Consider the following 23290-nt stretch of genomic DNA (forward strand, 5'->3'; position numbering starts at 1 on the left):
GAGGCATAGCCGCTGTCGTAGGAGTAGGTGTAGTCGGCCGACCCGGTCTCGCCGTCGTAATAGTAGTAGGACCAGGTCTCGCCCGAACTGCCCGACGAGCCGGCGTCATAGGCATCGTAGATGTAGTAGGTCCAGGTCCCGCCCGTCTCCGAGCCGACCGACGCCGACCAGCCGTTGTAATAGCCGTAGCTGCCGTCGTCATAGACCCAGCCGTAGTAGTAGTCACCCGACGTGCTCTCCACCGCGTAGTAGTAGTAGATCGTGTCGTTGGTGCTGGTCGCCGACACGTCGGCCTCGTAATAGCCGTAGCCGAAATAGTCGTAGTTGGAGCCGTCGTAGATATAGTCGAACTCGGTACCTAGCCCCGAGCTGCCCGAGGCGTAGCCGGCGTCATAGTAATAGGGCGTGTAGTTCGTACCGGTCTCACCGTCGTAGTAATAATAGACGTAGTTCTGACCGACGAGGCCGGTTGAATAGCCGTAATCGTAGCTGTCGTAGACGTAATAATCCCAGGTCCCGCCGGTCTCGGACGACGAGGACATGGTGTATCCGTTGTAATATCCGTAGGTGCCGTCGTCGTAGACATACCCGTAGTAGTAATCTCCGCTCACGGTATCTATGGCGTAATAATAATAGATTGAATCACTCATTTTCTCTCTCCAGTAATTGAAGAACGCGCTGTTTCAGAAAAGCGGCGGAAGCCCCGGGTACGGACCGGGGCCCCCGGAAATGTCAGTTTGCGATTTCGGGCACCGGCTGTCGGCCGGGTGCCGTCGCTTTCTTGAGCACGCCCTGTTTCTCGAGATCCGCAAAGGCACCGCCCAGTTTCTGCAGAAACTCGCTGGCCGCGTTCATCGGGATCACCAGCCGGGCAACGGGGTGCACGGTGCTCTGACGGCTGCCGCCCTCGCCGCTCATGCGGCCGACGGCAAGCTCGATGCGAAAGTTGGCGCCATCGAAGCCGACCGAGGTCACACTGTCTGTGAAGGTTTCGCCCAAGCCGGTGTCGGCGATGTAGGTGGCTTTCTGGTTGCGGTTGTCGTTGTTCACGGAAGTTTCTCCTTGTTGAAAAGTCTTGGCTTATTTTTCCCGCAGGCTGCGGCGGAAGCCGAGCCAGAGGGGTTCGAACAGATATTGCGCGAATGTGCGGGAGCCGGTCTCGATGAAGGCTTCGACCTGCATGCCCGGATAGATGCGGCTGTCGTCCACGTCGTCGGGCAGGGCCACGTCCGAGATCCGCACGATGTAATATTCCTTGTCCTTGGCCTCATCGATGGTGCGGTCGGCCGAGACATATTCGACCGTGCCCGGCATCATCGGGGCATAGGGAATGTCGAGCGCGGCGACCTGGACGGCGGCCTTCTGGCCGGGGTGAACCCGGTCGATGTCTGCCGGCATGACCTCGACCTCGATCACCAAGTCGGCCGGTTGGGGCAGAAGCTCCACCACCTCGCCACCCGGCGCCAGCACCGACCCCAGCGTGTTGACGTGGCGCGTGACCACGATGCCGTCCGTGGGGGCCGTCACCTCGCTACGGCGGATGATGTCCTGGGCGGTCTCGATCTCAGCTGCGGTCTTGCCCAGTTGCAGGCGCAGGTCCACGACCTCGATCGCCGCCTCCTCGACCCCTTCCTTGTGAAGCTTGGCGATCTGGCCCCGGTTTTCCTGGATCGTCAGCTCGGTGGTGCCGATCACGGCCGCGATCTGGCCCTGCCGTCCGTGGTTCTCGACCAGCTCGCGGCGGGTGCGGAAGATGCGTTCACTGCCCATCAACCCCTTGCCTTGGAGGGTGTCGAGCGCCGCCATCTCCTCGTCCAGAAGGGCCTGGCTTTCCTGGAGCGATCGGGCCTGGGCGCGGTAGCCTTCGATCTCGGCCTCGGCGGCCTTGATCTTCTGTTCGAGGATACTGATCTGAGTGGCGCGGGATTCCTGCCTTGCGGCGAATTCCATGTCCTGGTCCGCCATCAGCAGGGCGATCCCCCGGTCCCGGCGCGCCCGCTCCAGCAGCCAGTCGGGATAGGCGATCCGCGCCTTGCGCTCACGCTCGGCCAGAAGCCGGGCGAGCCTTGCCGAGCCGCTGTTGAACTCGTTCGTCAGCCGCCGCAACTCGGCCTGGGCCTGGGTGATGTCCAGACGGATCAGCACGTCATCCCGGCGCACGAGGTCGCCCTCGTTGACCAGGATCTCGGCGACGATCCCCCCTTCGAGGTGCTGGATCTTCTGGTTCTGCCCGCGGGCCACGAAATTGCCCGCCGCCACCGCCGCCCCCTCGATCGGCGCGTAGGCCGCGCCGCCCCCGAAGACGAGGCCGAAGGCGATGAGCAGCACGCCGCCCGCCATGATCGGGCGGGTGTAGCTGGTCACGTCGAGCAGCTTGCGCCTGAGTGCGGGGATGTCGCGGTCGCTCATGTCCTTCTCCTATTCGCCGATCAGGCGCATGCCTCCGGCCGGGGCCGTGGGTTGCGGGTTGGCCGCCGCCGGTGCGGGGTGCACCATGGTCGGGCGGGCCGCCTGTCGGGGGTTCTGGGCCGGTTCGTTCAGGTCGCGGATCGGCTCCATCATGCCGCCATGCAGGACAAGCAGCCGGTCGGCCTGGGGCAGCAGGCTTTGCCGCGGCGAGATCAGGATGACCGTGCAACCGGCGGCCTTCAGTTCGCCGACCAACTCGCAAAGCATCGCGTCGCCCGCCTGGTCCAGGTAGACGCAGGGATCGTCCAGCACGATCAGCTTGGGCGCGCCGTAGATCGCGCGCGCCAGCAGCAGCCGGCGGTAGACCCCGGGCGAGAAGCTCTGGCTGGCCAGCCGCATCGGGCTGTCCATGCCCTTGGGCAGGGTCCCGATCTCGGCCTCGAGGCCGACGCGGCGCACGGCGGCCCACAGCTGTTCGGGGTCGATATGGCCATAGCGGGCGATGTTCTCGGCGATGGTGCCCGGCAGCACGTCCGAGATCTGCGGCAGGTAGCCGATGGCGTCGGCCAGGCTTTCGCGATGACAGTTCTTCAGGTCGATCCCGGCCAGGCGCACGGTTCCGGTCGTCGGCTCGATCGCGCCGGTCAGAAGCTGGCCCAGCACCGACTTGCCGCCGCCTGCGGGTCCGGCCACGGCCAGCACCTCGCCCGGGCTGACCCGGAAGGTGGCCCCGCGCAGCACCGGCTGGCGCACGTGGGAAAGGGGCGGGATGTAGACCAGCGCCGTCGCCTCCAGCGCGCCGCTTTCGGGAAGATGCTCCAGCCGGGGACTGGAGGATGCGGCGCCCAGAAGCCGCTTGAGCCGGGCGTAGCTTTCGCGAGCGAGGCCCATGCGGCGGAACCCGCCCGCCAGCCCCTCGACCGGGGTCAGCGCCCGCACCGACAGGATCGAGCAGGCAAAGATCATCCCCGGGTTGATGACGCCCAGCACCGCGTAATAGGCCGCGGTGCCCATCACGATGATCTGGGTGGTCATCCGCAGGATCTGGGTGAAGCCGCCGAGCATGGTCGTCGCGGTGTTGGCACGGCGCAGCTCCTCGGCGAAGGCCAGCTGACCCTCGAGCCAGTTGATCGCGACCGAGCGGGACATGCCCATGCTGCGGATCGTGGTGCCGTTCTCGGAGAAGGCGGCGAAACGCTCGCCAGCCTCGCGCATCTGGTCGCTGGTCCGCCGGGAGGCGTTCGACGACAGCATGTTGCTGGAGATCGTCAGCATCAGCATCAGCAGGATCATCGTCAGCGCGACCGCCCCCACCATCGGGTGGATCATGAACAGGATCAGCACGAAAAGCGGCACGAAAGGCAGGTCCATCAGGCTCAGCAGCTCGCGGCTGGCGAAGAACTGCCGCAGGCCGTCCACGTCGCGCATGGGCCGGGCCCGGTCCGGCAGGTCGACCGCGCTGTCGAGAGTGGCCGAGACCACCCGTTCGCCGATATCGGAATAGACGTGATGGCTGAGCCGCTGCATCACCGTGCGCCGCACCGTGTCGAAGCCGACAGCGAAGGCCAGCGCCAGGATCGCCGCGGCGGTGATGACCGCCAGGGTCGCCGTGCTTTGGCTGGTCAGCACGCGCTGGTAGATCTGGATGATGTAAAGCGGCGTCGTCAGCAACAGCAGGTTGAAAAGCGTCGAGAAGACGAAAACCGGAAGTGCCGCCCGCAGCATGGGGCGGCGCAGGGCCGATGTCAGATTGCGGTTGAGACGCTGGTGCGGATCATCGAAGGCCGCACTTGGGACAGCCTTCTCGCCAGACAATGGGAGTCGCGAAACACTGGTGGATACACCCGCCATGAACAACAAACCAAACTTTTGCCGACGCCAGAAAACGGCGTCTGAATAAAATGTTGGACCTCACCGGAAAATCGGCGCCGGTCCTCGAAAGGAATGCTCAAATGCCTCAAGGCAATCGTCAGGACGCCATCCTTGCAAATTGGATGGTCCCCCACTGAATACATCAGAAGGCCCAAGATTCCCAGTTTTTTTGTGGTCAGATTATGTCCCAGCGCGCAGTATCCGGGGGCCGGAAAGGAGGGGCGATGTCGGGATCCAACCTTGTTTCAAAGGCCATCCTCGCGACCTTGGCGGTTTGGCGCCTTTCGTCGAATGATGGCAAATGCATGAAATTTGTGCGAAAGCGCGCCGCGCCATCCGGTCCCGCCCGCGATTTTCCGCGCCAATTCAAGGCACAGGCGGGACTGTTGCGATTTGCAGCGGCGATTGCGATCTGCACGGTTCTCCCGCTTCAGCCCGCCCGCGCCACGGGCCCCGCGATGCCCCCGCCAGAGGCCTTCCGGGCGCTGATGGACGAGGTGCTGGCGCTCTCGGCTAGGGTCTGTGCGCGGGGCCCAGGCGCGCCCCCCGTCGCGGGGGCGCGGACGGCGGGCGCGCTGCGCTACTCGGCCGGCGGCGCCGATGAGGCGGTGCAGGACTGGCGCCTGCCTGACGGCAGCTTGCTGAGGCTGCGCCGGACCGCCCGCCCGGGCCGCCCGGTGCTTCTTTTCACCTCCGCCTATGGCGGCCCTGACGGGGAGCTGCCCATCCTGCGCCTTGTGCGCGACGGCGGCTGCACCCTGCGGGGGGGCGAGCATGTGCTCTACGATGCCGACTGGCGTCCGCTGGCGCTTCTGCCGCTGGGCCGCGACCTGCGCCCGCGCGCCGCCGCCACCCCCTTCAACCCGCCCCTGCCCGGGGGGCTGGAGGCGGGGTCTGACGCGGCCCCCCCGCGCCCCACTCCGCCCGCCGCCGTGACCGATGCCAAAGGCGCCTGCGTCCCGGTCGCGATCATGGATAACGGTCTGAACTACCTTGTGCCGGGCTTCGCCGAGCGGCTGGCGCGCCGGGAGGACGGGACGCTGCTGGGCGCCGATTTCTGGGAAGACGACGCCCTGCCCTTCGACTTCGGCGTGCCGCCGGGGGATCTGGACATGCGCATCAGCGCCTTCGCCCCGCCCCGCCACGGCACCGCCGTTGCCAGCGTCCTGATGGCCGATGCGGCGCCGGGCACCTGCATCGCGCCCTATCGCTACAGCCCCCGCGACCCCGGCAACGAGGTGGGCCGCTGGATCGACCGGATCGTCGCGGACGGGGTGCGGGTAGTGGTGCTGTCCTCGGGGCGGGAGCGCCCCTGGCCGGCCTTTCGCGACGCGATGAGGCGGCATCCCGGCGTGCTGTTCATCACCGCCGCCGGAAACGAGGGGCGCGACCTGGCGCGCGCGCCGGTCTACCCGATGGCCTATGCCCTGCCCAACCATCTGGTGGTCGCGGCCGCCACGCGCGACGGGGCCGTCTGGCCCCGCTCGAACCGGGGCGCGGGGCTGGTCGAGCTGGCGGTGCCGGCAGTCGAGATCTCGGGACGCGGCTTTGAAGGAACGGCGCGCAGGCTGACGGGAACCTCCTTCGCCTCGCCTCGGGTGGGGGCGCTGGCGGGGCTGTTGCTGTCACGACAGGACGCGGGGCAGAAGGCCGACGGTGCCGCGCTGAAGCGACGAATACTGGAGATTCTGGCGGAGGCGTCGGGCAAGGACGCAGGCACCGGCCCCGTCACCGTGTCCGAGCAGCAGCTGCGCCGGGTGCTGGCACGGCTTAGCGGCTGATCTCGCCCTGCCAGCCGGCCGCTTTCAGCGCGGGCACGAAGCGCTGTTCGAAATCCGATCCGATCAGCGCGCCCCGGAAGGCCGCCGCGACCCGTCCCTCGGCGTCGATGATGAAGCTTTGCGGCGGTGCCGTCACGCCCCAGCCCGCCGCGACCCGCAGCTTGGGGTCGAAGACGATGGCGGCAAAGGGATTGCCCGCCCCGTCGATATAGTCGCGGGCGGCGCCCGGCTCATCATCGATGTTGACGCCGATCACCCGCACACCGGATTCCGCAAGGCGCAGCAGGGTCGGATGCTCTGCCCGGCAGGGCGGGCACCAGCTGGCCCAGAAATTGACTACCGTGACGCCCTGGGCGCCAGCCAGCTCGATCATCGGGTTGCCGAAGGGGCTGGCGGCGGTGGCGTCCGTGTCGGGCATCAGGGGGGGCGCGACCTGCCCCAGAAGCGGCGACGGCGCGATGGCGGTGCCCGGTGCCGGCGGCACCCCGGGCTCGGGGCGCATCAGCACCATCAACAGCAGCAACCCCGAGATCGCCAGCGCCACGATCGGCACCAGGGTCCGCATGATCGGGCGGCGCGGTCTAGACACGGCTGGCGGTGCCTTTGGCGGCGGGCGCTGTATCCGCGGGGGTGGCAGGGGCCTGGGCCGCGCTCCGGGCCTGGGCGCGGCGCGCCTCGGCGGCCTCCAACCGGCGGCGCACCACGGCCGATCGGCGCAGGGACAGCAGCACAAGAAGGACGATCAGCACGATCGAGGCGGCATAGGCCGACAGCACCGTGTCGGCGTATTTTCCAAGGTCGGGCATCATGCCAGCCGCTCCCGTGCCTCAAGCGCGTCAAGCCGGCGCTGGCGGATCTCGGTCCGCGTTCTCAGGAACACCAGCGTCACGAACAGCAACACGAACCCCGCGATACAGACCAGCAGCGGGAAGAAGAACACGTCCGAGACATTCTCCTCCTTGTCCAGCGACAGCGAGGCGCCCTGATGCAGGCCCTGGTTCCAGAAGTTGACGGCATAGCGGCTGAGCACCGCGAAGACCGAACCCACGATGCACAGAACGCTGGTCAGATCGGCGGCGGTATCGGGCGTCTCGATCGCCTCCCACAGGGCGATATAGCCCAGGTAGAAGAGGAAGAGGATCAGGAACGAGGTCAGGCGCGGATCCCAGGCCCACCAGGTGCCCCACATGGGCTGGCCCCAGATGGCACCGGTGGCCAGCGCGATCAGCGTCATGGTCAGGCCGATGGGGGCCGCGGCGCGGGCGGCCAGGGCCGATACATGGTGCCGCCGCACCAGCCAGATCAGCGAGGCGGCCAGCATCATCATCCAGGCGTTGATCGCCATCAGCGCCGCCGGCACGTGCAGGTAGATGATCTTGACGGTGGAGCCCTGGCGGTAATCGTCGCCGGTAAAGAAGAAGCCCCAGACCAGCCCGACGATGAGCGTGAGCAGAGTCAGCCCGACAAGCCAGGGGAGCAACGCGCCCGAGACCTGCATGAAACGTTTCGGATTCGCATATTCCCAAATCGACATATGTTCTCTCTACGCTGCAATGGAGGGTCGCTCAAGCCCGCAGCGACCCGGGCGGCAACGGGGGACTGCGCCGCTTATGGCCGCGAATTCATGGGGTTGCAGGCGAATGCGGGCGTGGTGCGTCACCCGGGCGCGGGCCCGGGGCGTCGCTCTCACCTCAAGTTGATGCGCAGGGCGGCCGCCGCCGCGAAGGGCAGAAGCGCCACGACCGCCAGCGATATGCCCGCCAGCATCGCAAGCGGGGTGCCCACCGGCAGCCCCTCGGCCCCGCGCCGGACCGTCTCGGCGCCGAAGATCAGCGTCGGCACGTAGAGCGGCAGCACCAGCAGCGACAGCAGCAGGCCGCCCCGCTTCAGCCCCACGGTCAGCGCCGCGCCGAAGGCCCCGATGAAGCTGAGCGCGGGCGTGCCGATCGCCAGCGACAGGATCATGTAGGAATAGGCCGGCCCCGGCAGGTTCAGCAGAACCCCCAGCAGCGGCGCGATCAGCACCAGCGGCAGGCCCGTCGTCACCCAGTGCGCCAGCGCCTTGGCGGCGGTCACCCCTTCCAGCGGCACCGGCGCCACCGCCAGCAGGTCCAGCGATCCGTCCTCGAAATCCAGCTGGAAGATGCGGTCGAGCGACAGCAGGCAGGCCAGCAGCGCCCCCACCCACAGGATGCCGGGCGCGATGCGCGACAGAAACTGCGGCTCGGGGCCGACGCCGAAGGGAACCAGCACTACCAGGATCAGGAAGAAGGCCAGCCCCAGGCCAAAGCCGCCGCCGGCGCGCACGCCCAGGGCCAGGTCGCGCAGGAACAGCCGGATCACAGGAAAGCCTCGTCGTCGAAGGGATCGGTGGGGGCGTCGGCGCGGGGGCGCGGCGACGCCTCGCCCGGGGCACCCTCGGCCCGGAAGGGGGTCAGGTCCAACACCTCGGCCTGGAGGCCGAGGTCGATGTGGGTCGCGATCAGGGCGCTGCCGCCGGCGGCGCAATGGGCGCGCACCGCGTCGGCGAAAAGCGCGACGCTGGCCCGGTCCAGCGAGACGGTCGGCTCGTCCAGGATCCAGACCGGGCGGCCTGTCACCAACAGCCGCGCCAAGCCCAGCCGCCGCTTCTGCCCGGCCGACAGGTTCTGGGCCAGCCGGCTGCGAAGGCCCACCAGGTCGAAGGCGCGCAGCGCCTCGTCGATCGGCGGACCACCGAAGATCGCGGACCAGAATTCCAGGTTCTCGACGACGGTCATCTGCGCCTTCAGCCCGTCGGCATGGGCGGCATAGGCCAGCCCCTCGGCCGGGGCGTCAATCCGTCCAGCGACGGGCGGCTGCAACCCGGCGACCGTGCGCAGCAATGTCGTCTTGCCGATGCCGTTGGGACCGCGCAGGATCAGCACCTCGCCCGGGTTCAGCACGAAGCCGACCCCGTGCAGGACCGCAAGCCCGCCGCGGGCACAGGAAAGGGCATCGACCGTCAGCATCGGTCTTGCTTAGCGCAGGGTCGCGCGGACAAAAAGCGGCAATCGCCCGGATGCGGCATCCTCACCGGGAGGCCACGCGCCGCCCGGGCCGGGGTTCCGATCATGCGCCGCGCCCTCGGCCCCTGCCCTTCAGACCGGCAGCAGTGCCGCGCCGACGCGCCGGCCCTCGGACAGCAGGATGTTGTAGGTCCGGCAGGCGGGCGGGCTGGCCATGACCTCGATGCCGACGCCGCGTGCCTCCAGCCGCTCGCGCAGGGGGGCGGGTGCATGGGCGATCTCGGCCCCCATGCCCAGGAAAAGCACGTCGATACTGTCGGCGGCGGCCTCCAGCCGCTCCAGATCCTCGAGGCCGCGCCAGGAATAGACCCCCTCGGGCAACAGCAAGACCGGCCCCTCGATCACCTGCGCGCCGACACGGAAGAAGCCGGGCCCATAGCCTGCGACGGGCTGGTTGTCCTCGAACCGGATCTCGTTGAGCTGCATGAGGGATCTCCTCGGTTGGTGGTGGGTGCGGGCGCGAGCGCCCGGCTCAGCCGTTCCAGATCGGCAGCCCCATGAGCGCCGACAGAACGATGATGGCATAGGCCACGGCACGGTATAGCCGCCCGTGGGCCGGGTTGAACATCCAGGCCCCCACCTGCACCGCGACCAGGAAGGGCACGGCCAGCATCAGGCCCAGCAGGATCGCCTTGAAGACCAGCAGGCCGCTGACAAGATAGGCGCCCAGGGTCAGCACGTCGAACACCATCAGATACATCAGGATGTTCGCGCGGATCCGTTCGGCGGGCAACGGGCTGGCCATGTAGAGCATGATGACCGGCGGGCCGCCCAGGCCAACCGCCCCGCCCACCACGCCCGCGACACCACCGGTGCCGTAGACCATGCGCCGGTCCATCTGACCGTTGTAGCGCACGCCGCCCGCAAGGGCCGCCACCAGCGCCAGGGTCAGGAACGAGACAACGTAGCGGAAGGTCTCCGGCGCCATCAGCACCAGCAGGGCGATCCCAAGTGGCAGGCCGACAAGCGTGCCCAGCCCCAGGCGCATGACGTCGCGCGGATCCCCCGCGCGCCAGGCCTTGGGCACCGAGGGGATCGGCCCCAGAAGATCCATCATGATGAGGGTGGTCAGCACCCAGATCGGTGGCAGCACCTGGGCCGCGATCGGCAGGTAGACCATGGCCGAGCCAAAGCCCGAAAAGCCGCGCAGCAGCCCTGCGATCAGGGCTGCCGCGACAAGCAGGTAGATGCCTTCGATCGCAGCAAGCTCGGTCACGGACTGAGCAAGCGCGGCCATGTCAGGCGTCTATGTCGGCGAATTGGTTGCCGGCGGTGTTGTCGGGCTTGGACCAGTCCCGCTTCACCCCGAGGTAGAGCAGGATCGCCGTGGCCACGAAGACCGACGAGTAGGTGCCGACGATCACGCCCCAGATCATCGCGAAGACGAAGCCGCGGATCACGTCGCCGCCCAGAACGAACAGCGAGATCAGCGCGATCAGCGTCGTGACCGAGGTCATCACCGTCCGGCTGAGGGTCTCGTTGACCGACAGGTTCAGAACCTCGCGGAGCGAGCGTTTCTTGTATTTCCGCAGGTTCTCGCGCATCCGGTCGAAGACCACGACCGTGTCGTTCAGCGAGTAGCCGACGATTGTCAGCAGGGCCGCGATGATCGCCAGGTCGAACTTGATCTGCAACAGGCTGAAGATGCCGATCGTCAGGGTGACGTCGTGGACAAGGGCCGCGACCGCCCCGACCGAGAACTGCCATTCGAACCGCAGCCAGATGTAGAACAGCACCGCCCCGATGGCCAAAAGCACCGCCAGCACCGCCGATTGCACCAGCTCGCCCGAGACCTTGGGGCCGACGGATTCGACCGACGGGAAGGTGATCGAGGGGTCCAGGGCCGTCAGCGCCTCCTCGATCCGGGAGATGGTTTCGGCGGTGACGCTTTCGTCGCCGTCCTGCGCCTCGATCCGGATCTGGGTGACGTTCTGGTCGGGCTTGGTGGGATCGAACACCTCGGTGATCGAGATGTCGCCCAGGTTCAGCGGTTGCAGCGCGTCGCGATAGGCGCCGACGTCGACCGACTGTTCGGCATGGGTGCGGATGGTGGTGCCGCCGCGGAAGTCGATGCCGAAGTTCAGCCCCATCACGAAGAACAGGATCACCGACAGGATCATCGCCAGCACCGAGGCACCGAAGGTCACCTTCCAGAAGCGGAAGAAGTTCCAGTCGGTCTCGGAGGGGACCAGTTTCAGACGCATGTTCTTGTTCCTCAGACTTCGATGGTCTTGGGGCGGCGACGCTCGAACCACAGCACCACAAGCAGGCGGGTGACGTAGATCGCGGTGAAGACCGACGTGATGATGCCGATGCCGAGGGTGACGGCAAAGCCGCGCACCGGACCGGACCCCATGGCGAAGAGGATCACGGCGGTGATGAAGGTGGTGATGTTGGCGTCAAGAATGGCCGACAGCGCGCGTTCATATCCCAGCTCGATCGCGCGGCTGGGACCGCGGGCGGTCTTCAGCTCTTCGCGGATGCGCTCGAAGATCAGCACGTTGGCATCCACCGCCATGCCGATGGTCAGCACGATCCCGGCGATGCCCGGCAGGGTCAGCGTGGCACCGATCACGGAAAGCAGGCCGAAGATCAGCCCGATGTTCAGCATCAGCGCGATGTTGGCGAAGATCCCGAAAAGGCCATAGCTGAGGGCCATGAAGACCAGCACCAGGACGAAAGCCACGAGGCTGGCCATGGCGCCGGCGTCGATGCTGTCCTGGCCAAGCTCGGGTCCGATCGTGCGCTCTTCAAGAAAGTCGATCTTGGCCGGCAGGGCGCCCGCGCGCAGCAGCACGGCAAGATGGGTCGATTCCTCGACCGAGAAGCTGCCGGTGATGATGCCCGAGCCGCCGGGAATATGGCTTTGGATGACGGGGGCCGAGATGACCTCGTTGTCCAGCACGATCGCGAAGGGAGAGCCGATGTTGGCAGCGGTGTAATCGCCGAACTTGCGCGCCCCGGTGGGGTTGAAGCGGAAGTTCACCGCCGGCCGTCCGTTCTGGTCGAAGGCGGGCTGGGCGTCGGTCAGCTCTTCGCCGGTGACGACCGGCGTGCTTTCCAGGATGTAGTAGACCCCCTGCTCGTCCAGCGAGGGCAGCAGCAGGTTGCGGCCGCCGGGGTTGGCCTCGGGGTCCTGGGTGCGGCCGACCACCGGGTGGAAGGTCAGCTGTGCCGTTGTGCCGATGATCGCCTTCAGCTCTTCAGCCGAACCGATGCCCGGCACCTGGATCAGGATGCGGTCGGCGCCCTGGCGCTGGATCGTGGGCTCGCGGGTGCCGACCTCGTCGACCCGGCGGCGGATGATCTCAAGCGACTGTTGCAGGGTGCGGTCGTCGGTGGCGGCACGCTCGGCCTCGGAAAGGGCGACGATGATCTCGCCGTTGCGGGCCGTGACCTCAAGGTCGGTCTCGCCCACGCCGGTCAGGGATGTGACGGGCTGGGCCAGCTTGCGCACCGCGGCGACCGCCGTCTGGATCGCCTCGGGCTTGGAGATGCGCACGCGCAGCGTGTCGCCTTCGGTTTCCTGCCGGCGCACGGTGCCGACCTCGGAGCGGACGTCGCGCAGGGCGTCGCGCACCTCGGGCCAGATCGCGTCCATGCGGGCGGCATACACGTCGTCCACCCGCACCTCGCCCAGCAGATGGGCGCCGCCCCTGAGGTCAAGCCCCAGGTTGACCAGCGTCGCCGGCATCCAGTCGGGCCACAGGGCCCTGTCCGCCGTCATCTCGGGGGTGACCGGAAGACCGGCCTCGATCGACTTGACCGCGTCGTTGTGGCGCTCGACCCGGTCGTAGAAGACATTCGGCAGGGCGAAGACCAGACCGACCAGGCAGATGGCCACGATCAGGACACGCCGGAACAGGGAGAAATGCATGATGAACTACCGCAACCTCAGGAAGCTGCAGGTTCGGTCTTGGACAGCACCTGGCCGACGGTGGAGCGCAGGACGCGCACCTTGACGCCCTCGGCGATCTCGACCTCGATCTCGTCGCCTTCCTTGACCTTGACCACCTTGCCGATGATGCCGCCCTGGGTGATGACGGTGTCGCCGCGGCGCAGGGCCTCGACCATGGCCTTGTGCTCTTTGACCTTCTTCTGCTGGGGACGGATCAGCAGGAAATACATGATCGCGAAGATCAGGATCAGGGGCACGAAGCTGGTGAAGGCACCGGCGGCGCCGCCAGCGGCAGCCTGGGCATAGGCGGGAGTTACGAACATCTGTGAATCCTTGGTCTGAGGCGGGGGGCCTTCGCCCCCATCCGAATTGCCGCGCACCCTATAACCGGCGCGGCGGATGCACAAGCTGTCGGGAGGACCGCGACGCGGCGCCCGGGCGCCGCGTGCCGCCGCCGCAACCCTTCCCGCCCCCGCCGCCCCCTGCCCGCGCGCTTTGGGCCGGCGGGGTGTAGCATGCCTGCCCGCCCCGGCACGGGTCTGACATCGCGAGCGGGAGCGGTGCTTTACACTGGCGCCGCGTGCTGCAACCCTGCGCCGAGCTTGCAAAATTCCGGCATCCCGCCGCCCTTCCCCGATGGCTTTTCCGGCACCTCGCGCCGGGCAGCAGACCGAGATCCCGAAAGGACGCTCCGAAAATGAGTGGAACGTTGGAACTGAAAGCCCTTGAAAACCTGATCGCCCGGGTCGCCCTCGGGGACCGTTCGGCCTTTTCCAGCCTTTATGATGCCACCGCGCCGAAACTTCTTGGCGTCTGCCTGCGTGTGTTGAAACAGCGATCGGTTGCGGAGGACGCCTTGCAGGACGCATATGTGAAGATATGGAAGGGCGCCGATCGCTACGTGTCGAACGGCCTCAGCCCGATGACCTGGCTGATCACGATTGCGCGAAACTGCGCCATCGACCGGCTGCGCGCCAGCCGGCGCGACGTCGGGTCCGAGATCGACACGGTGACCGAGACCCTGGCAGCCAGCGGCCCCTCGCCCGAACAGTCGGCGATCGCCGGCTCCGAGGCGCGGCGCATCACCTCCTGCCTCGACGAGCTGGAGGCCACCCGGGGCGAGGCGATCCGGGGCGCCTATCTGAAGGGCGAAAGCTATTCGGACTTGGCGGCGAAATTCGACGTGCCGCTCAACACGATGCGGACATGGCTGAGACGGGGCCTTATCAGCCTCAGGGAGTGTATGGAGCGATGAGCGATCCGACCGAAAAAGACGACGAGTCGGCCCGGGATTCGGCCCTGGCCGCGGAATACGCCCTGCGCCTTCTGGACGGGGACGAGCTGCGCATGGCCGAGGCCCGCGCTTCGGCCGACCCGGGCTTTGCCCGCGAGGTTGCCGCCTGGCACGAGGATCTCGTGACCCTGACCGACCCCGTGGCCCCCGTCAAACCGCGCCGCGCCACCAAGGGCGCGGTGATGACGCGGCTTTTCGGCGAGGCAAGCCGCCAGGGCATGTGGTCGGCGGTGGGCATCTGGCGCGGTCTGGCGCTGGCGTCGATGACGGCGACGGCGGGCCTTGCGTTGCTGATGGTGTCCCAACCCGGCACCTGGCTTGGGACCGGCACGGTCGAGCGGCCGGGCACCAGCGCCCCCGCCCCCCTGCAACTGGCCGAGATTGCGTCCGAGGACGGAAGCCTGCGCCTGCTGGCGGCCTATGTGCCCCAGACCGACACCGTCGAGATCCGCCGCGTCGCGGGCGAGGCCCGGCCGGGCCGGGCGCTGGAACTCTGGGCCATCGCGGGGGCCGACGCGCCCGTCTCGTTGGGTCTGATCGGCGAAGGTGCCCAAAGCGTCACCCTGCCCGCCGCCGTCGCGCGCCAGCTGGCCCAGACGCCGCTGGTCCTGGCCATCAGCGACGAGCCCGCCGGTGGCTCGCCGACCGGCCAGCCCACGGGCGCCGTCCTTGCCGCAGGTCCGGTCACCACGCTCTGAGCCGCCCCAAGGCCACCTCCATTGCCAGAGCGCCCCGCCGAAAACCGGCGGGGCGTTCTGCATTTGGGGCGGCGCCGGAGGTGGAGGGCAGCAGCGCACCGCTAAATACGCCACGCATCCATTTGATATAATTAAGGTTTCAAGAGTTTTTCGATTTTTTTCACCCCCAGCCGAAACTTCTGTCGCGCACCCGCCGTGGTTTTCAGCGAGATCGGGCAGCACGGTGTTGCCCATGCCAAGGGAGCCACTCATGAAACTTCTCGCCAAACTCTCCGCCGCTGCCGCAACCGCAGCCCTGCTCGCCACTGCCGCTCAGGCCGCGAACCCGATGGTCGGCGGTGCCGCCATGTTCGAGACCAAGAACATCGTCGAGAACGCCGTCAACTCGAAGGACCACACCACGCTGGTCGCCGCCGTCAAGGCCGCCGGCCTGGTCGACACGCTGATGGGCCCCGGCCCCTTCACCGTCTTCGCCCCCGTCAACTCGGCCTTCGAGGCCCTGCCCGCCGGCACGGTCGAGACCCTGCTCAAGCCCGAGATGAAGCCGATGCTGACCAAGGTGCTGACCGCACATGTGGTCCCCGGCAAGTGGACCGGCGCCGACATCGCTGCCAAGATCCGCGCCTCCAAGGACGGCTTCTTCCACTTCAAGGCCGTCTCGGGTGACTCGCTGTCGGCCCAGATGCGGGGCAACAACCTCTTCATCTACGACGAATCCGGCAATGCATCGCGCGTCACCATCGCCGATGTCGAGCAGTCCAACGGCGTGATCCACGTCGTCAACAAGGTGCTGCTGCCGAAATAAGACCAAGATCAACACGGCACGCAGGGCGCCGCCCCGGGAAACCTCCCCGGGGCGGCGTTTTACGTTGCAACGGGCCGGAGGGCCGCAGCCGGGCAAAGGGCCCGGAAATCCGCCCGTTACACCCGGCCGGAAACCGGCTAAAAGCGCGGCCAACACGAATCCAGACGCCCGAGGCCCCCAAATGCACGACATCCGCGCCATCCGCGAGAACCCGGACGCTTTCGACGCCGCCCTCTCCCGCCTGGGGCTGACCAACCCCTCGGCCGAGATCCTGCAGATCGACGCCGCCCGCCGCGAGGCCATCGCCCAGGCCGAGGAGGCGCAGGCCGCGCGCAACGCGGCCTCCAAGGAGGTCGGCGCCGCCAAGGCAAGCGGCAACGAGGACGAGTTCAACCGCCTGCGCGCGCTGGTAGCCGAGAAAAAGCAGCAGATTGCCGATCTGGAAGAAAAGGCCCGCGAGGGCGACGCCAAGCTGCGCGATCTTCTGATGCGCCTGCCCAACCTGCCCCTCGACGAAGTGCCCGACGGCACCGACGAGGAGGACAACGTCGAGCTGCACCGCCGCGGCACGCCCCCCGCCTTCGACTTCAAGCCGCTGGAGCATTACCAGATCCCCGCCGCCGTGCCGGGACTGGACTTCGAGAGCGCCGCGCGGCTTTCGGGATCGCGCTTCGTGGTGCTGCGCGGGGCGATGGCGCGGGTGCACCGGGCGCTGGCGCAATTCATGCTGGACGTACATGCCACCGAAAACGGCCTGGAAGAGACCTGGACCCCCGTGCTCGTGCGCGAAGAGATGATGTATGGCACCGGCCAGCTGCCCAAGTTCGGCGAAGACAGCTACCAGACCACCAATGGCTGGTGGCTGGTGCCCACCGCCGAGGTGACGCTGACCAACACCGTCAACGGCCAGACCGTGGACGAATCCGCCCTGCCCCTGCGCCTTTGCGCCCACACTCAGTGCTTCCGCTCGGAAGCGGGCAGCGCCGGGCGCGACACCTCGGGGATGCTGCGCCAGCATCAGTTCGAGAAGGTCGAGATGGTCTCGATCACCCATCCCGACACATCCCGCGACGAGCTGGACCGCATGACCCGCTGCGCCGAGGATATCCTGGACCGGCTGGGCCTGGCCTATCGCACGGTGGTCCTGTGCACCGGCGACATGGGGTTCGGCGCCCGCCGCACCCACGACATCGAGGTCTGGCTGCCCGGTCAGGACACCTACCGCGAGATCAGCTCGATCTCGCTGGTGGGGGATTTCCAGGCCCGGCGCATGAATGCCCGCTTCCGCCCCGAGGGCGGCGGCAAGCCCGAGTTCCTGCACACGCTGAACGGCTCGGGCCTGGCGGTGGGCCGGACGCTGATCGCCGTGCTCGAGAACGGCCAGCAGGAAGACGGCTCTGTCCTGCTGCCCGAGGTTCTGCACCCCTACCTGCGGGGCGCCACCCGCGTCACCCCCGAGGGCGCGTTGACCTGACAAGCGCCCCACGTTCAGGAAAGGCTTTCGCCATGACCGCGCGATCCCGCAAAGGGCTGCTGGCCACCGTCACGCTGATCGCGACCCTGGCCTTCGTGGCGGCGCCGTTCCTGACGCCGGGTTTCGGCGGGTTCGATCCCGATCTCTACCCTGTGCCGCAGGTTGACCCGCCGGTGCAGCCTGCCGGCTGGGCCTTCTCGATCTGGGGCGTGATCTACCTGTGGCTGCTGGTCTCGGCCGGGTTCGGCTGGTGGCGGCGCGGGGGCGACGCGCGCTGGAACGCGGCACGCCCGGCGCTTGCGCTGTCGCTGGGCCTGGGCAGCGCATGGCTGGTCGTGGCGCTGCAAAGCCCGTTGTGGGCGACGGTGCTGATCTGGTTGATGCTGGCGGCGGCGCTGGTGGCCCTCTGGCGCACCCCGCTCAAGGACAGGATCTGGCTGCGCGGGCCGGTGGCGCTTTATGCCGGCTGGCTGTCGGCGGCGAGCCTGGTATCGCTGGGCCTTCTGGGCGCGGGATACGGCGTGGCCCCCGACCTACTGGGCGAACGGGGCTGGGCCGCGCTGGTCATCCTGGCCGCGATCGTGCTGGGCGGCGCGGTCCAGGCAAGGCTGTCCCGGGCGCCCTTCTACGGGCTGGGGATTGCATGGGCGCTGATCGGGATCACCGCGCAGAACCTGGGCGATGCACCCATCCTGGCGGGGCTGGCCGCAATCGGCGCGGCGATCCTGCTGCTTCTGGCCGCGCGCTCCGCCCGGGGCTGAGCAGCCCGCGGCCTGAACGGCGCCCGCGGCGCGCCTTGTCACATGACACCCGACGATCGGGTACTAGGGACGCACCCGGCCCCCGGCAGGGGCCTAGCTCGCCTGGCGCTCCTCGACCTGCTCGGCCAGCGCCTCGGCGCGGGCCGCAAGCTCGGCCAGGCTGTCCTTGACCGAACCCGGGATGACCGGAACCTCGATCCGCTCGGGCTCGGGCGCGGGGGCCGATTCCAGCGCCGCGATGCGGGCGCGGGCCTCGTCCAACTCGGCGCGGGCGCGTTGCAGGTCCTCGTTCAGGCCGGCGGTCTTGTCGGCCAGCATCAGACCCGTCATCAACAGCATCCGCGCCTCGGGCAGGCGCCCGATCTGGCCCAGAAGGGCCTGGGCCTCTGCATCCAGCAGGGCGGCAGCGGCCTGGAGGTAATGCTCTTCCCCCTCCTGGCAGGCGACCTCGAATACCCGGCCACCGATCTCGATCGCGACTTCGGCCATGTCAGCCCTCCTCCAGCAGCGGTTTCATCTCGGTCAGGATCGCGTCCATCTCGGCCATCTCGGCGTCACGGGTGGCGCGCAGCGCATCAAGCTCGGTCATCATGGCGACGTTGATGAGATGCGGATCCCCGACCAGGGCGCCATTCTGCTCGCGCAGTTTCTGATTGTTCTCGCGCAGGCGGGCGTTGGCACCGCGCAGCCGGTGGCAGGTGATCTCGACATCTTCAAGCTGACGCTGGAGGCGCATGACCTCCTGCTCCATCTCGTCCTGGGCGCTCTTGTGCCGGTCGTTGACGGTTTTCAGCCGCTCTTCAAGCTGGGCGGCGGTTGCCCGCTCATCCTCGAGCGCCTGGCGCAATTCGGCCTCCGCCGCAGCGGCACCGCCGCTTGCGCCCAGACCGTCCAGGCCCTGGCCGATACGGTCCAAGGCCTCGCTCAGACGTCGTTCAAGATCGCCGATGTCACCCATCTGCTGCCCCCTATCTGCTGTCCGCGCGGCCCCGGTCGGCGGGACCCCGCCGTGATTCGCGCCGAATCGGCCGCCGGTGTCGTCGCGGATTCTATCCAATGCAATCAGCAATTGCGCCCCCATTTCAACCGGCAAGCCGACGGACCTCGGGTAGCGGGCGAAGCGGCCGGGCAAAGCTTGCACTTCGCACCGGGGCTGCTATCACCCGGCGCAACGCCCTCTGACCCCCTATAAAGGACGCGAGCCTTGGATATTGCCGATCTGCGCAAGACGCATCCCGACCACTGGAACAAAGCAGCCGCGATCCGCGCCCTGACGCTGGACGCCGTGAAAGAGGCCAACTCGGGCCACTCCGGCATGCCCATGGGCATGGCGGATGTCGCAACGGTCCTTTACGAGAAGCACCTCAAGTTCGACGCCAAGAACCCGACCTGGCCCGACCGCGACCGGTTCATCCTGTCGGCCGGCCACGGCTCGATGCTGATCTACAGCCTGCTCTACCTGACCGGCGATGCAGAGATCACGCTGGACCAGATCCGCAACTTCCGCCAGTGGGGCGCCAAGACCGCCGGCCACCCCGAGAACTTCCTGGTCACCGCGATCGAGACCACCACCGGCCCGCTGGGTCAGGGCATCGCCAACGCCGTGGGTTTCGCGCTGGCCGAAGAGGTGCTTCGCGCCCGCTGGGGCAAGAAGATCGTCGATCACCACACCTATGTCATCGCCGGCGACGGCTGCCTAATGGAGGGCGTCAGCCAGGAGGCCATCGCCCTGGCCGGCCGCCAGAAGCTGTCGAAGCTGATCGTCATGTGGGACAACAACGGCATCACCATCGACGGCAAGGTCGCACTGTCGGACATCACCGACCAGCAGGCGCGGTTCAAAGCCTCGGGCTGGTCCGTATTCGAATGCGACGGGCATGACCCCGAGGATATCGACCGCGCCATCACCGCCGCCAAGGCCGCCGACACGCCCTCGATGATCGACTGCCGCACCCATATCGCGCTGGGTTCCTCGGCGCAGGATACCTCAAAGGGTCACGGCGCGCTGACCGACGACCAGCTGATCGCCGACGCCAAGGAGGCGTATGGCTGGCCCTACGGACCGTTCGAGGTTCCGGGCGACGTGAAATCCCAGTGGGAAGCCATCGGCAGCCGCGGCGCCGAGGCCCGCGCCGACTGGCAGCAGCGCTTCGAGAAGCTGTCGGCCAGCAAGCAGGGCGAGTTCGAGCGCATGATGTCGGGCGACACGCCCAAGCGCCTGGCCTCGACCATCAAGGCGCTGAAGAAGCAGATGAGCGAGACCGCCCCCAAGGTCGCCACCCGCAAAAGCTCGGAGATGGTCCTGGAGGTCATCAACCCGATCATGCCCGAGACTTTCGGCGGCTCGGCCGACCTGACTGGTTCCAACAACACGCTGACCGGCGATCTGGGCGTTCACGACATCGACAACCGCGCCGGGCGCTACCTTTACTACGGTATCCGCGAACATGGCATGTCCTCGGCGATGAACGGCATGGCGCTGCACGGGGGCGTGCGTCCCTACGGCGGCACCTTCATGACCTTCGCCGATTATGCCCGCCCGGCAATGCGCCTGTCGGCGCTGATGCGCCAGCCGGTGACCTATGTGATGACCCACGATTCCATCGGCCTGGGCGAGGATGGCCCCACCCACCAGCCGGTGGAGCACTTGGCGATGCTGCGGGCCACGCCCAACATGAACGTCTTCCGCCCCGCCGACACGATCGAGACGGCCGAGGCCTGGGAACTGGCCCTGACCTCCAAGTCGACCCCGGCGGTCATGGCGCTGTCGCGTCAGGGCCTTCCGACCGTCCGCAAGGAGCACAAGACCAAGAACCTTACGGCCCAGGGCGCCTATGTCCTGGCCGATGCCGAAGGCAAGCGCATGGCGATCCTGATGGCCACCGGGTCCGAGGTCAGCGTCGCCCTCGAGGCGCGCGAGATGCTGCATGCCGAGGGCATCGGCACCCGCGTCGTCTCGATGCCGTGCTGGGAGCTTTTCGCCCAGCAGGACGAAAGCTATCGCAAGCGGGTCCTGCCCGCCGGTCCCGTCCGCGTCGCGGTCGAGGCCGGGGTGCGCTTCGGCTGGGATCAGTGGCTCTCGGGTGAGCGCGGTCGCGCCAACAAATCGGCCTTCGTCGGGATGGAGGGCTTTGGCGCCTCGGCCCCGGCCGAGACCCTGTTCGAGAAGTTCGGGATCACCGCCGAGGCTGTGGCCGACTCCGTGAAAGCCCTTCTGAGCTGATCACTTCGGCGCCCGGCCCACGCGTGGGGTCGGGCGCCCCCCCCCTGCCCGCCCATGGGCGAAGCGGCCCTACCGGCCCGGCCTTGCCCGGGCATCCAGGGCGAAGCGGCCCCCGCCATGGGCGTAAAGCGCCAGAAGCCCGCCCGCGATCGCCCAGTTCTTCACGAAGATCGTCATCTGCCAGGGATCCTCGGGCTTGAGATGGAAAATGCTGGTCGCCGCGCAATAGGCCGCCAGCAGCAGCGCCACCACCCGCACCCGCCAGCCCACGACCAGCGCAAGCCCCGTCACCAGGTTGAACGCCGTCGCCGGCCAGACCAGTGATTCCGGCAAGCCCCGCTCCGCCAGCAACAGCATGGCAGGCCCCGGGTCGCCCGTCTTCTGCAGGGCACCCCCCAGAAACAGCAGGCCCAGAAGGATCCGCCCCAACAGGACGGCCGCATCCGCGTAAGCGGCGCGTGGACCGGGCGTGGTCGCCTCCGGGCGGGAGAATGTCGCAGGATTTCCCATGGTAAGCCCTTTCGGCTTGTGTCAGAAGGCCCGGGCAACGGGCGCGGTGGCCCTTCTAACATCCAGCGGCCCCGCCGGCGATGGCGATCGCCGCGATCCGGTCGCGGACGCCGCCCCCCCACGTGAGGGGAGACCTGGCGCCCGGACCACCCTTCAACATTGACGCAAACCCGAACAGACGGTGTTTGCGCTAACCTGCGACCTGCTGCATCGGTTAACGCTAACACACTGAGTTTCGGTCTCTTTCGGCTTGGGGCAATGGGATTCGGCTGCTAGATGGTCTGCAACCTTCGGACATACCTGCCTAGGAGTGCCATTTCATGACGACCACTATCGGTATCAACGGGTTCGGCCGCATCGGCCGCTGCACCCTGGCCCACATCGCCGAGTCGGCCCGCAACGACGTGCAAGTCGTGAAGATCAACGCCACCGGCCCTGTCGAGACCAACGCCCACCTGCTGAAATACGACAGCGTTCACGGGCGCTTCGGCGGCGAGGTCCGGGTCAGCGGCAACACGATGGATCTGGGCCGCGGTCCGATGGAAATGTTCTCGACCTACGACCCGAACGAACTGGACTGGTCGGGTTGTGACATCGTTCTGGAATGCACCGGCAAGTTCAACGACGGCAAGAAATCGGCCGTCCATCTGGACCGGGGCGCCAAGGCGGTGCTGATCTCGGCCCCGGCAACGAACGTGGACCGCACCGTCGTCTACGGCGTCAACCACCGTGAGATGCAGCCCGGCGAGCGGATGATCTCGAACGGGTCCTGCACCACCAACTGTCTGGCCCCGCTGGCCAAGGTCCTGCACGAGGGCATCGGCATCGAGAACGGCCTGATGACCACGATCCACAGCTATACCGGCGACCAGCCCACCCTGGACCGCCGCCATGCCGACCTTTACCGCGCCCGCGCCGCCGCCCTTGCGATGATCCCCACCTCGACCGGCGCCGCCAAGGCACTGGGCGAGGTGCTGCCCGACCTCAAGGGCAAGCTGGACGGCACCGCCATCCGGGTCCCCACCCCCAATGTCTCGGCCGTGGACCTGACCTTCAACGCCAAGCGCGATGTCACCGTCGAAGAGGTCAACGCCCTGATGCAGGAGGCCGCCGCCGGCCACATGGGCGCGGTGCTGGCCTATGACGCAGAGCCGAAGGTCTCGATCGACTTCAACCACACCAGCCACTCGTCGATCTTCGCCCCCGACCAGACCAAGGTTCTGGGTGGCCGGCTGGTACGTGTTCTGGCATGGTACGACAACGAATGGGCCTTCTCGTGCCGCATGGCGGATACCGCCGCGGCGATGGGCCGGCTGCTGAACTGATCCCCCGGCCCGGGCGGAGAAACGACGGAAGACCAACCGCATGACGAATACCATCGCGATCGTGCTGGGTGTCCTGCTGGTCGGGCTGATCGCCGCGGATCTTCTGATCTACGAATGGGGCGCCGTCCTGTTCCTTGCCCGCAAGGCCGCCGCCCTGTCCGAATGGCTGGCCTTCTGGCGCTAAGCTGCGACG

At 67.6% G+C, this 23290-nt stretch carries 26 protein-coding genes; 9 read left to right on the forward strand and 17 right to left on the reverse strand.

The features are described 5' to 3' along the window. From CLV77_RS09555 to CLV77_RS09570, 4 genes are all read right to left on the reverse strand, one after another. The coding region (locus tag CLV77_RS09555) for a hypothetical protein (RefSeq protein ID WP_211285980.1) at positions 1-650 on the reverse strand (650 nt) is incomplete at its 3' end. 82 nt (positions 651-732) lie between these two features. After that, positions 733-1050 carry a hypothetical protein gene (locus CLV77_RS09560; RefSeq protein WP_076980758.1) on the reverse strand — a complete coding sequence of 106 codons (318 nt, stop codon included), beginning with the start codon at positions 1048-1050 and terminating at the stop codon, positions 733-735. 30 nt (positions 1051-1080) lie between these two features. Then, on the reverse strand, positions 1081-2409 hold the full coding sequence (locus CLV77_RS09565) for an HlyD family type I secretion periplasmic adaptor subunit (RefSeq protein WP_076980757.1): 1329 nt from the start codon (positions 2407-2409) through the stop codon (positions 1081-1083). Between the two features lie 9 nt (positions 2410-2418). After that, a complete protein-coding gene (locus CLV77_RS09570; protein ID WP_076980756.1) occupies positions 2419-4224 on the reverse strand; it encodes an ATP-binding cassette domain-containing protein in 1806 nt (601 codons plus the stop codon). A 515-nt stretch (positions 4225-4739) separates the two neighbouring features. Here CLV77_RS09570 and CLV77_RS09575 point away from each other — a divergent pair. Continuing rightward, complete coding sequence (locus CLV77_RS09575; protein WP_157802044.1) at positions 4740-6062, forward strand: S8 family serine peptidase; 1323 nt, start codon at positions 4740-4742, stop codon at positions 6060-6062. Here the strand turns inward: CLV77_RS09575 and CLV77_RS09580 are convergent. The 10 genes from CLV77_RS09580 to yajC all read right to left on the reverse strand — a co-directional run bounded on the left by CLV77_RS09580 (position 6052) and on the right by yajC (position 13330). Then, positions 6052-6627, reverse strand: a complete 576-nt coding sequence (locus tag CLV77_RS09580; protein ID WP_076980754.1) for a redoxin family protein — start codon at positions 6625-6627, stop codon at positions 6052-6054. The two genes, CLV77_RS09575 and CLV77_RS09580, sit on opposite strands and share 11 nt — an antisense overlap. Positions 6628-6643: 16 nt before the next feature. Beyond that, positions 6644-6871: a heme exporter protein CcmD gene (gene ccmD, locus CLV77_RS16945; protein ID WP_197685747.1), complete on the reverse strand. Its 228-nt coding sequence runs from the start codon at positions 6869-6871 to the stop codon at positions 6644-6646. Further along, a complete protein-coding gene (locus tag CLV77_RS09590) occupies positions 6868-7596 on the reverse strand; it encodes a heme ABC transporter permease (protein WP_076980753.1) in 729 nt (242 codons plus the stop codon). Before CLV77_RS09590 ends, ccmD begins: the two co-directional genes overlap by 4 nt. Before the next feature lie 152 nt (positions 7597-7748). Further along, positions 7749-8405 carry a heme exporter protein CcmB gene (ccmB, locus tag CLV77_RS09595; RefSeq protein ID WP_076980752.1) on the reverse strand — a complete coding sequence of 219 codons (657 nt, stop codon included), beginning with the start codon at positions 8403-8405 and terminating at the stop codon, positions 7749-7751. Continuing rightward, the gene (ccmA, locus tag CLV77_RS09600) at positions 8402-9052 is read right to left on the reverse strand and encodes a heme ABC exporter ATP-binding protein CcmA (RefSeq protein ID WP_076980751.1); all 651 of its coding nucleotides are present in this window, start codon (positions 9050-9052) and stop codon (positions 8402-8404) included. The genes ccmB and ccmA overlap by 4 nt, the downstream gene beginning before the upstream one ends. A 129-nt stretch (positions 9053-9181) precedes the next feature. Further along, complete coding sequence (locus CLV77_RS09605; RefSeq protein ID WP_076980750.1) at positions 9182-9535, reverse strand: Mth938-like domain-containing protein; 354 nt, start codon at positions 9533-9535, stop codon at positions 9182-9184. A gap of 46 nt (positions 9536-9581) precedes the next feature. Further along, positions 9582-10346, reverse strand: a complete 765-nt coding sequence (locus CLV77_RS09610; protein ID WP_076980749.1) for a sulfite exporter TauE/SafE family protein — start codon at positions 10344-10346, stop codon at positions 9582-9584. Position 10347: 1 nt separating this feature from the next. Continuing rightward, positions 10348-11313 (reverse strand): protein translocase subunit SecF, encoded by a 966-nt coding sequence (gene secF / locus CLV77_RS09615; protein ID WP_076980748.1) that lies wholly within the window; start codon positions 11311-11313, stop codon positions 10348-10350. A gap of 11 nt (positions 11314-11324) precedes the next feature. Then, a complete protein-coding gene (gene secD / locus CLV77_RS09620; RefSeq protein ID WP_076980747.1) occupies positions 11325-12986 on the reverse strand; it encodes a protein translocase subunit SecD in 1662 nt (553 codons plus the stop codon). A 17-nt stretch (positions 12987-13003) separates the two neighbouring features. Then, a complete protein-coding gene (yajC, locus tag CLV77_RS09625; protein ID WP_076980746.1) occupies positions 13004-13330 on the reverse strand; it encodes a preprotein translocase subunit YajC in 327 nt (108 codons plus the stop codon). Positions 13331-13704: 374 nt separating this feature from the next. On the opposite strand from yajC, the gene CLV77_RS09630 reads away from it, so the two are divergent. The 5 genes from CLV77_RS09630 (at position 13705) to CLV77_RS09650 (ending at position 18039) form a co-directional block, all read left to right on the forward strand. Next, a complete protein-coding gene (locus CLV77_RS09630; protein WP_197685746.1) occupies positions 13705-14262 on the forward strand; it encodes a sigma-70 family RNA polymerase sigma factor in 558 nt (185 codons plus the stop codon). After that, positions 14259-14999 (forward strand): anti-sigma factor, encoded by a 741-nt coding sequence (locus CLV77_RS09635; RefSeq protein WP_076980744.1) that lies wholly within the window; start codon positions 14259-14261, stop codon positions 14997-14999. The genes CLV77_RS09630 and CLV77_RS09635 overlap by 4 nt, the downstream gene beginning before the upstream one ends. Positions 15000-15249: 250 nt before the next feature. Continuing rightward, on the forward strand, positions 15250-15804 hold the full coding sequence (locus CLV77_RS09640; protein WP_100053070.1) for a fasciclin domain-containing protein: 555 nt from the start codon (positions 15250-15252) through the stop codon (positions 15802-15804). 181 nt (positions 15805-15985) lie between these two features. Beyond that, positions 15986-17278, forward strand: a complete 1293-nt coding sequence (gene serS / locus CLV77_RS09645) for a serine--tRNA ligase (protein ID WP_076980742.1) — start codon at positions 15986-15988, stop codon at positions 17276-17278. A gap of 32 nt (positions 17279-17310) precedes the next feature. Then, positions 17311-18039, forward strand: a complete 729-nt coding sequence (locus CLV77_RS09650) for a tryptophan-rich sensory protein (protein WP_076980741.1) — start codon at positions 17311-17313, stop codon at positions 18037-18039. A 93-nt stretch (positions 18040-18132) separates the two neighbouring features. Here the strand turns inward: CLV77_RS09650 and CLV77_RS09655 are convergent, their stop codons facing one another. Together CLV77_RS09655 and CLV77_RS09660 are read right to left on the reverse strand one after the other, a co-directional pair. Continuing rightward, positions 18133-18528, reverse strand: coding sequence for a cell division protein ZapA (locus CLV77_RS09655; protein WP_076980740.1), 396 nt, complete (start codon positions 18526-18528; stop codon positions 18133-18135). A 1-nt stretch (position 18529) separates the two neighbouring features. Beyond that, the gene (locus CLV77_RS09660; protein WP_076980739.1) at positions 18530-18997 is read right to left on the reverse strand and encodes a hypothetical protein; all 468 of its coding nucleotides are present in this window, start codon (positions 18995-18997) and stop codon (positions 18530-18532) included. 246 nt (positions 18998-19243) lie between these two features. On the opposite strand from CLV77_RS09660, the gene tkt reads away from it, so the two are divergent. Further along, positions 19244-21262, forward strand: a complete 2019-nt coding sequence (gene tkt, locus CLV77_RS09665) for a transketolase (protein WP_076980738.1) — start codon at positions 19244-19246, stop codon at positions 21260-21262. 69 nt (positions 21263-21331) lie between these two features. On the opposite strand, the gene CLV77_RS09670 is transcribed toward tkt, so the two are convergent. Next, positions 21332-21772 (reverse strand): DoxX family protein, encoded by a 441-nt coding sequence (locus tag CLV77_RS09670; protein ID WP_083707851.1) that lies wholly within the window; start codon positions 21770-21772, stop codon positions 21332-21334. A 320-nt stretch (positions 21773-22092) separates the two neighbouring features. Between CLV77_RS09670 and gap the strand changes: the two genes are divergently transcribed. Further along, positions 22093-23097 carry a type I glyceraldehyde-3-phosphate dehydrogenase gene (gene gap / locus CLV77_RS09675; protein WP_076980737.1) on the forward strand — a complete coding sequence of 335 codons (1005 nt, stop codon included), beginning with the start codon at positions 22093-22095 and terminating at the stop codon, positions 23095-23097. Between the two features lie 40 nt (positions 23098-23137). Further along, a complete protein-coding gene (locus tag CLV77_RS16530; RefSeq protein ID WP_170043956.1) occupies positions 23138-23281 on the forward strand; it encodes a hypothetical protein in 144 nt (47 codons plus the stop codon). Positions 23282-23290: the final 9 nt, after the last annotated feature.

It is taken from the genome of Brevirhabdus pacifica (genome assembly GCF_002797755.1).
GTDB classification, from domain to species: domain Bacteria; phylum Pseudomonadota; class Alphaproteobacteria; order Rhodobacterales; family Rhodobacteraceae; genus Brevirhabdus; species Brevirhabdus pacifica.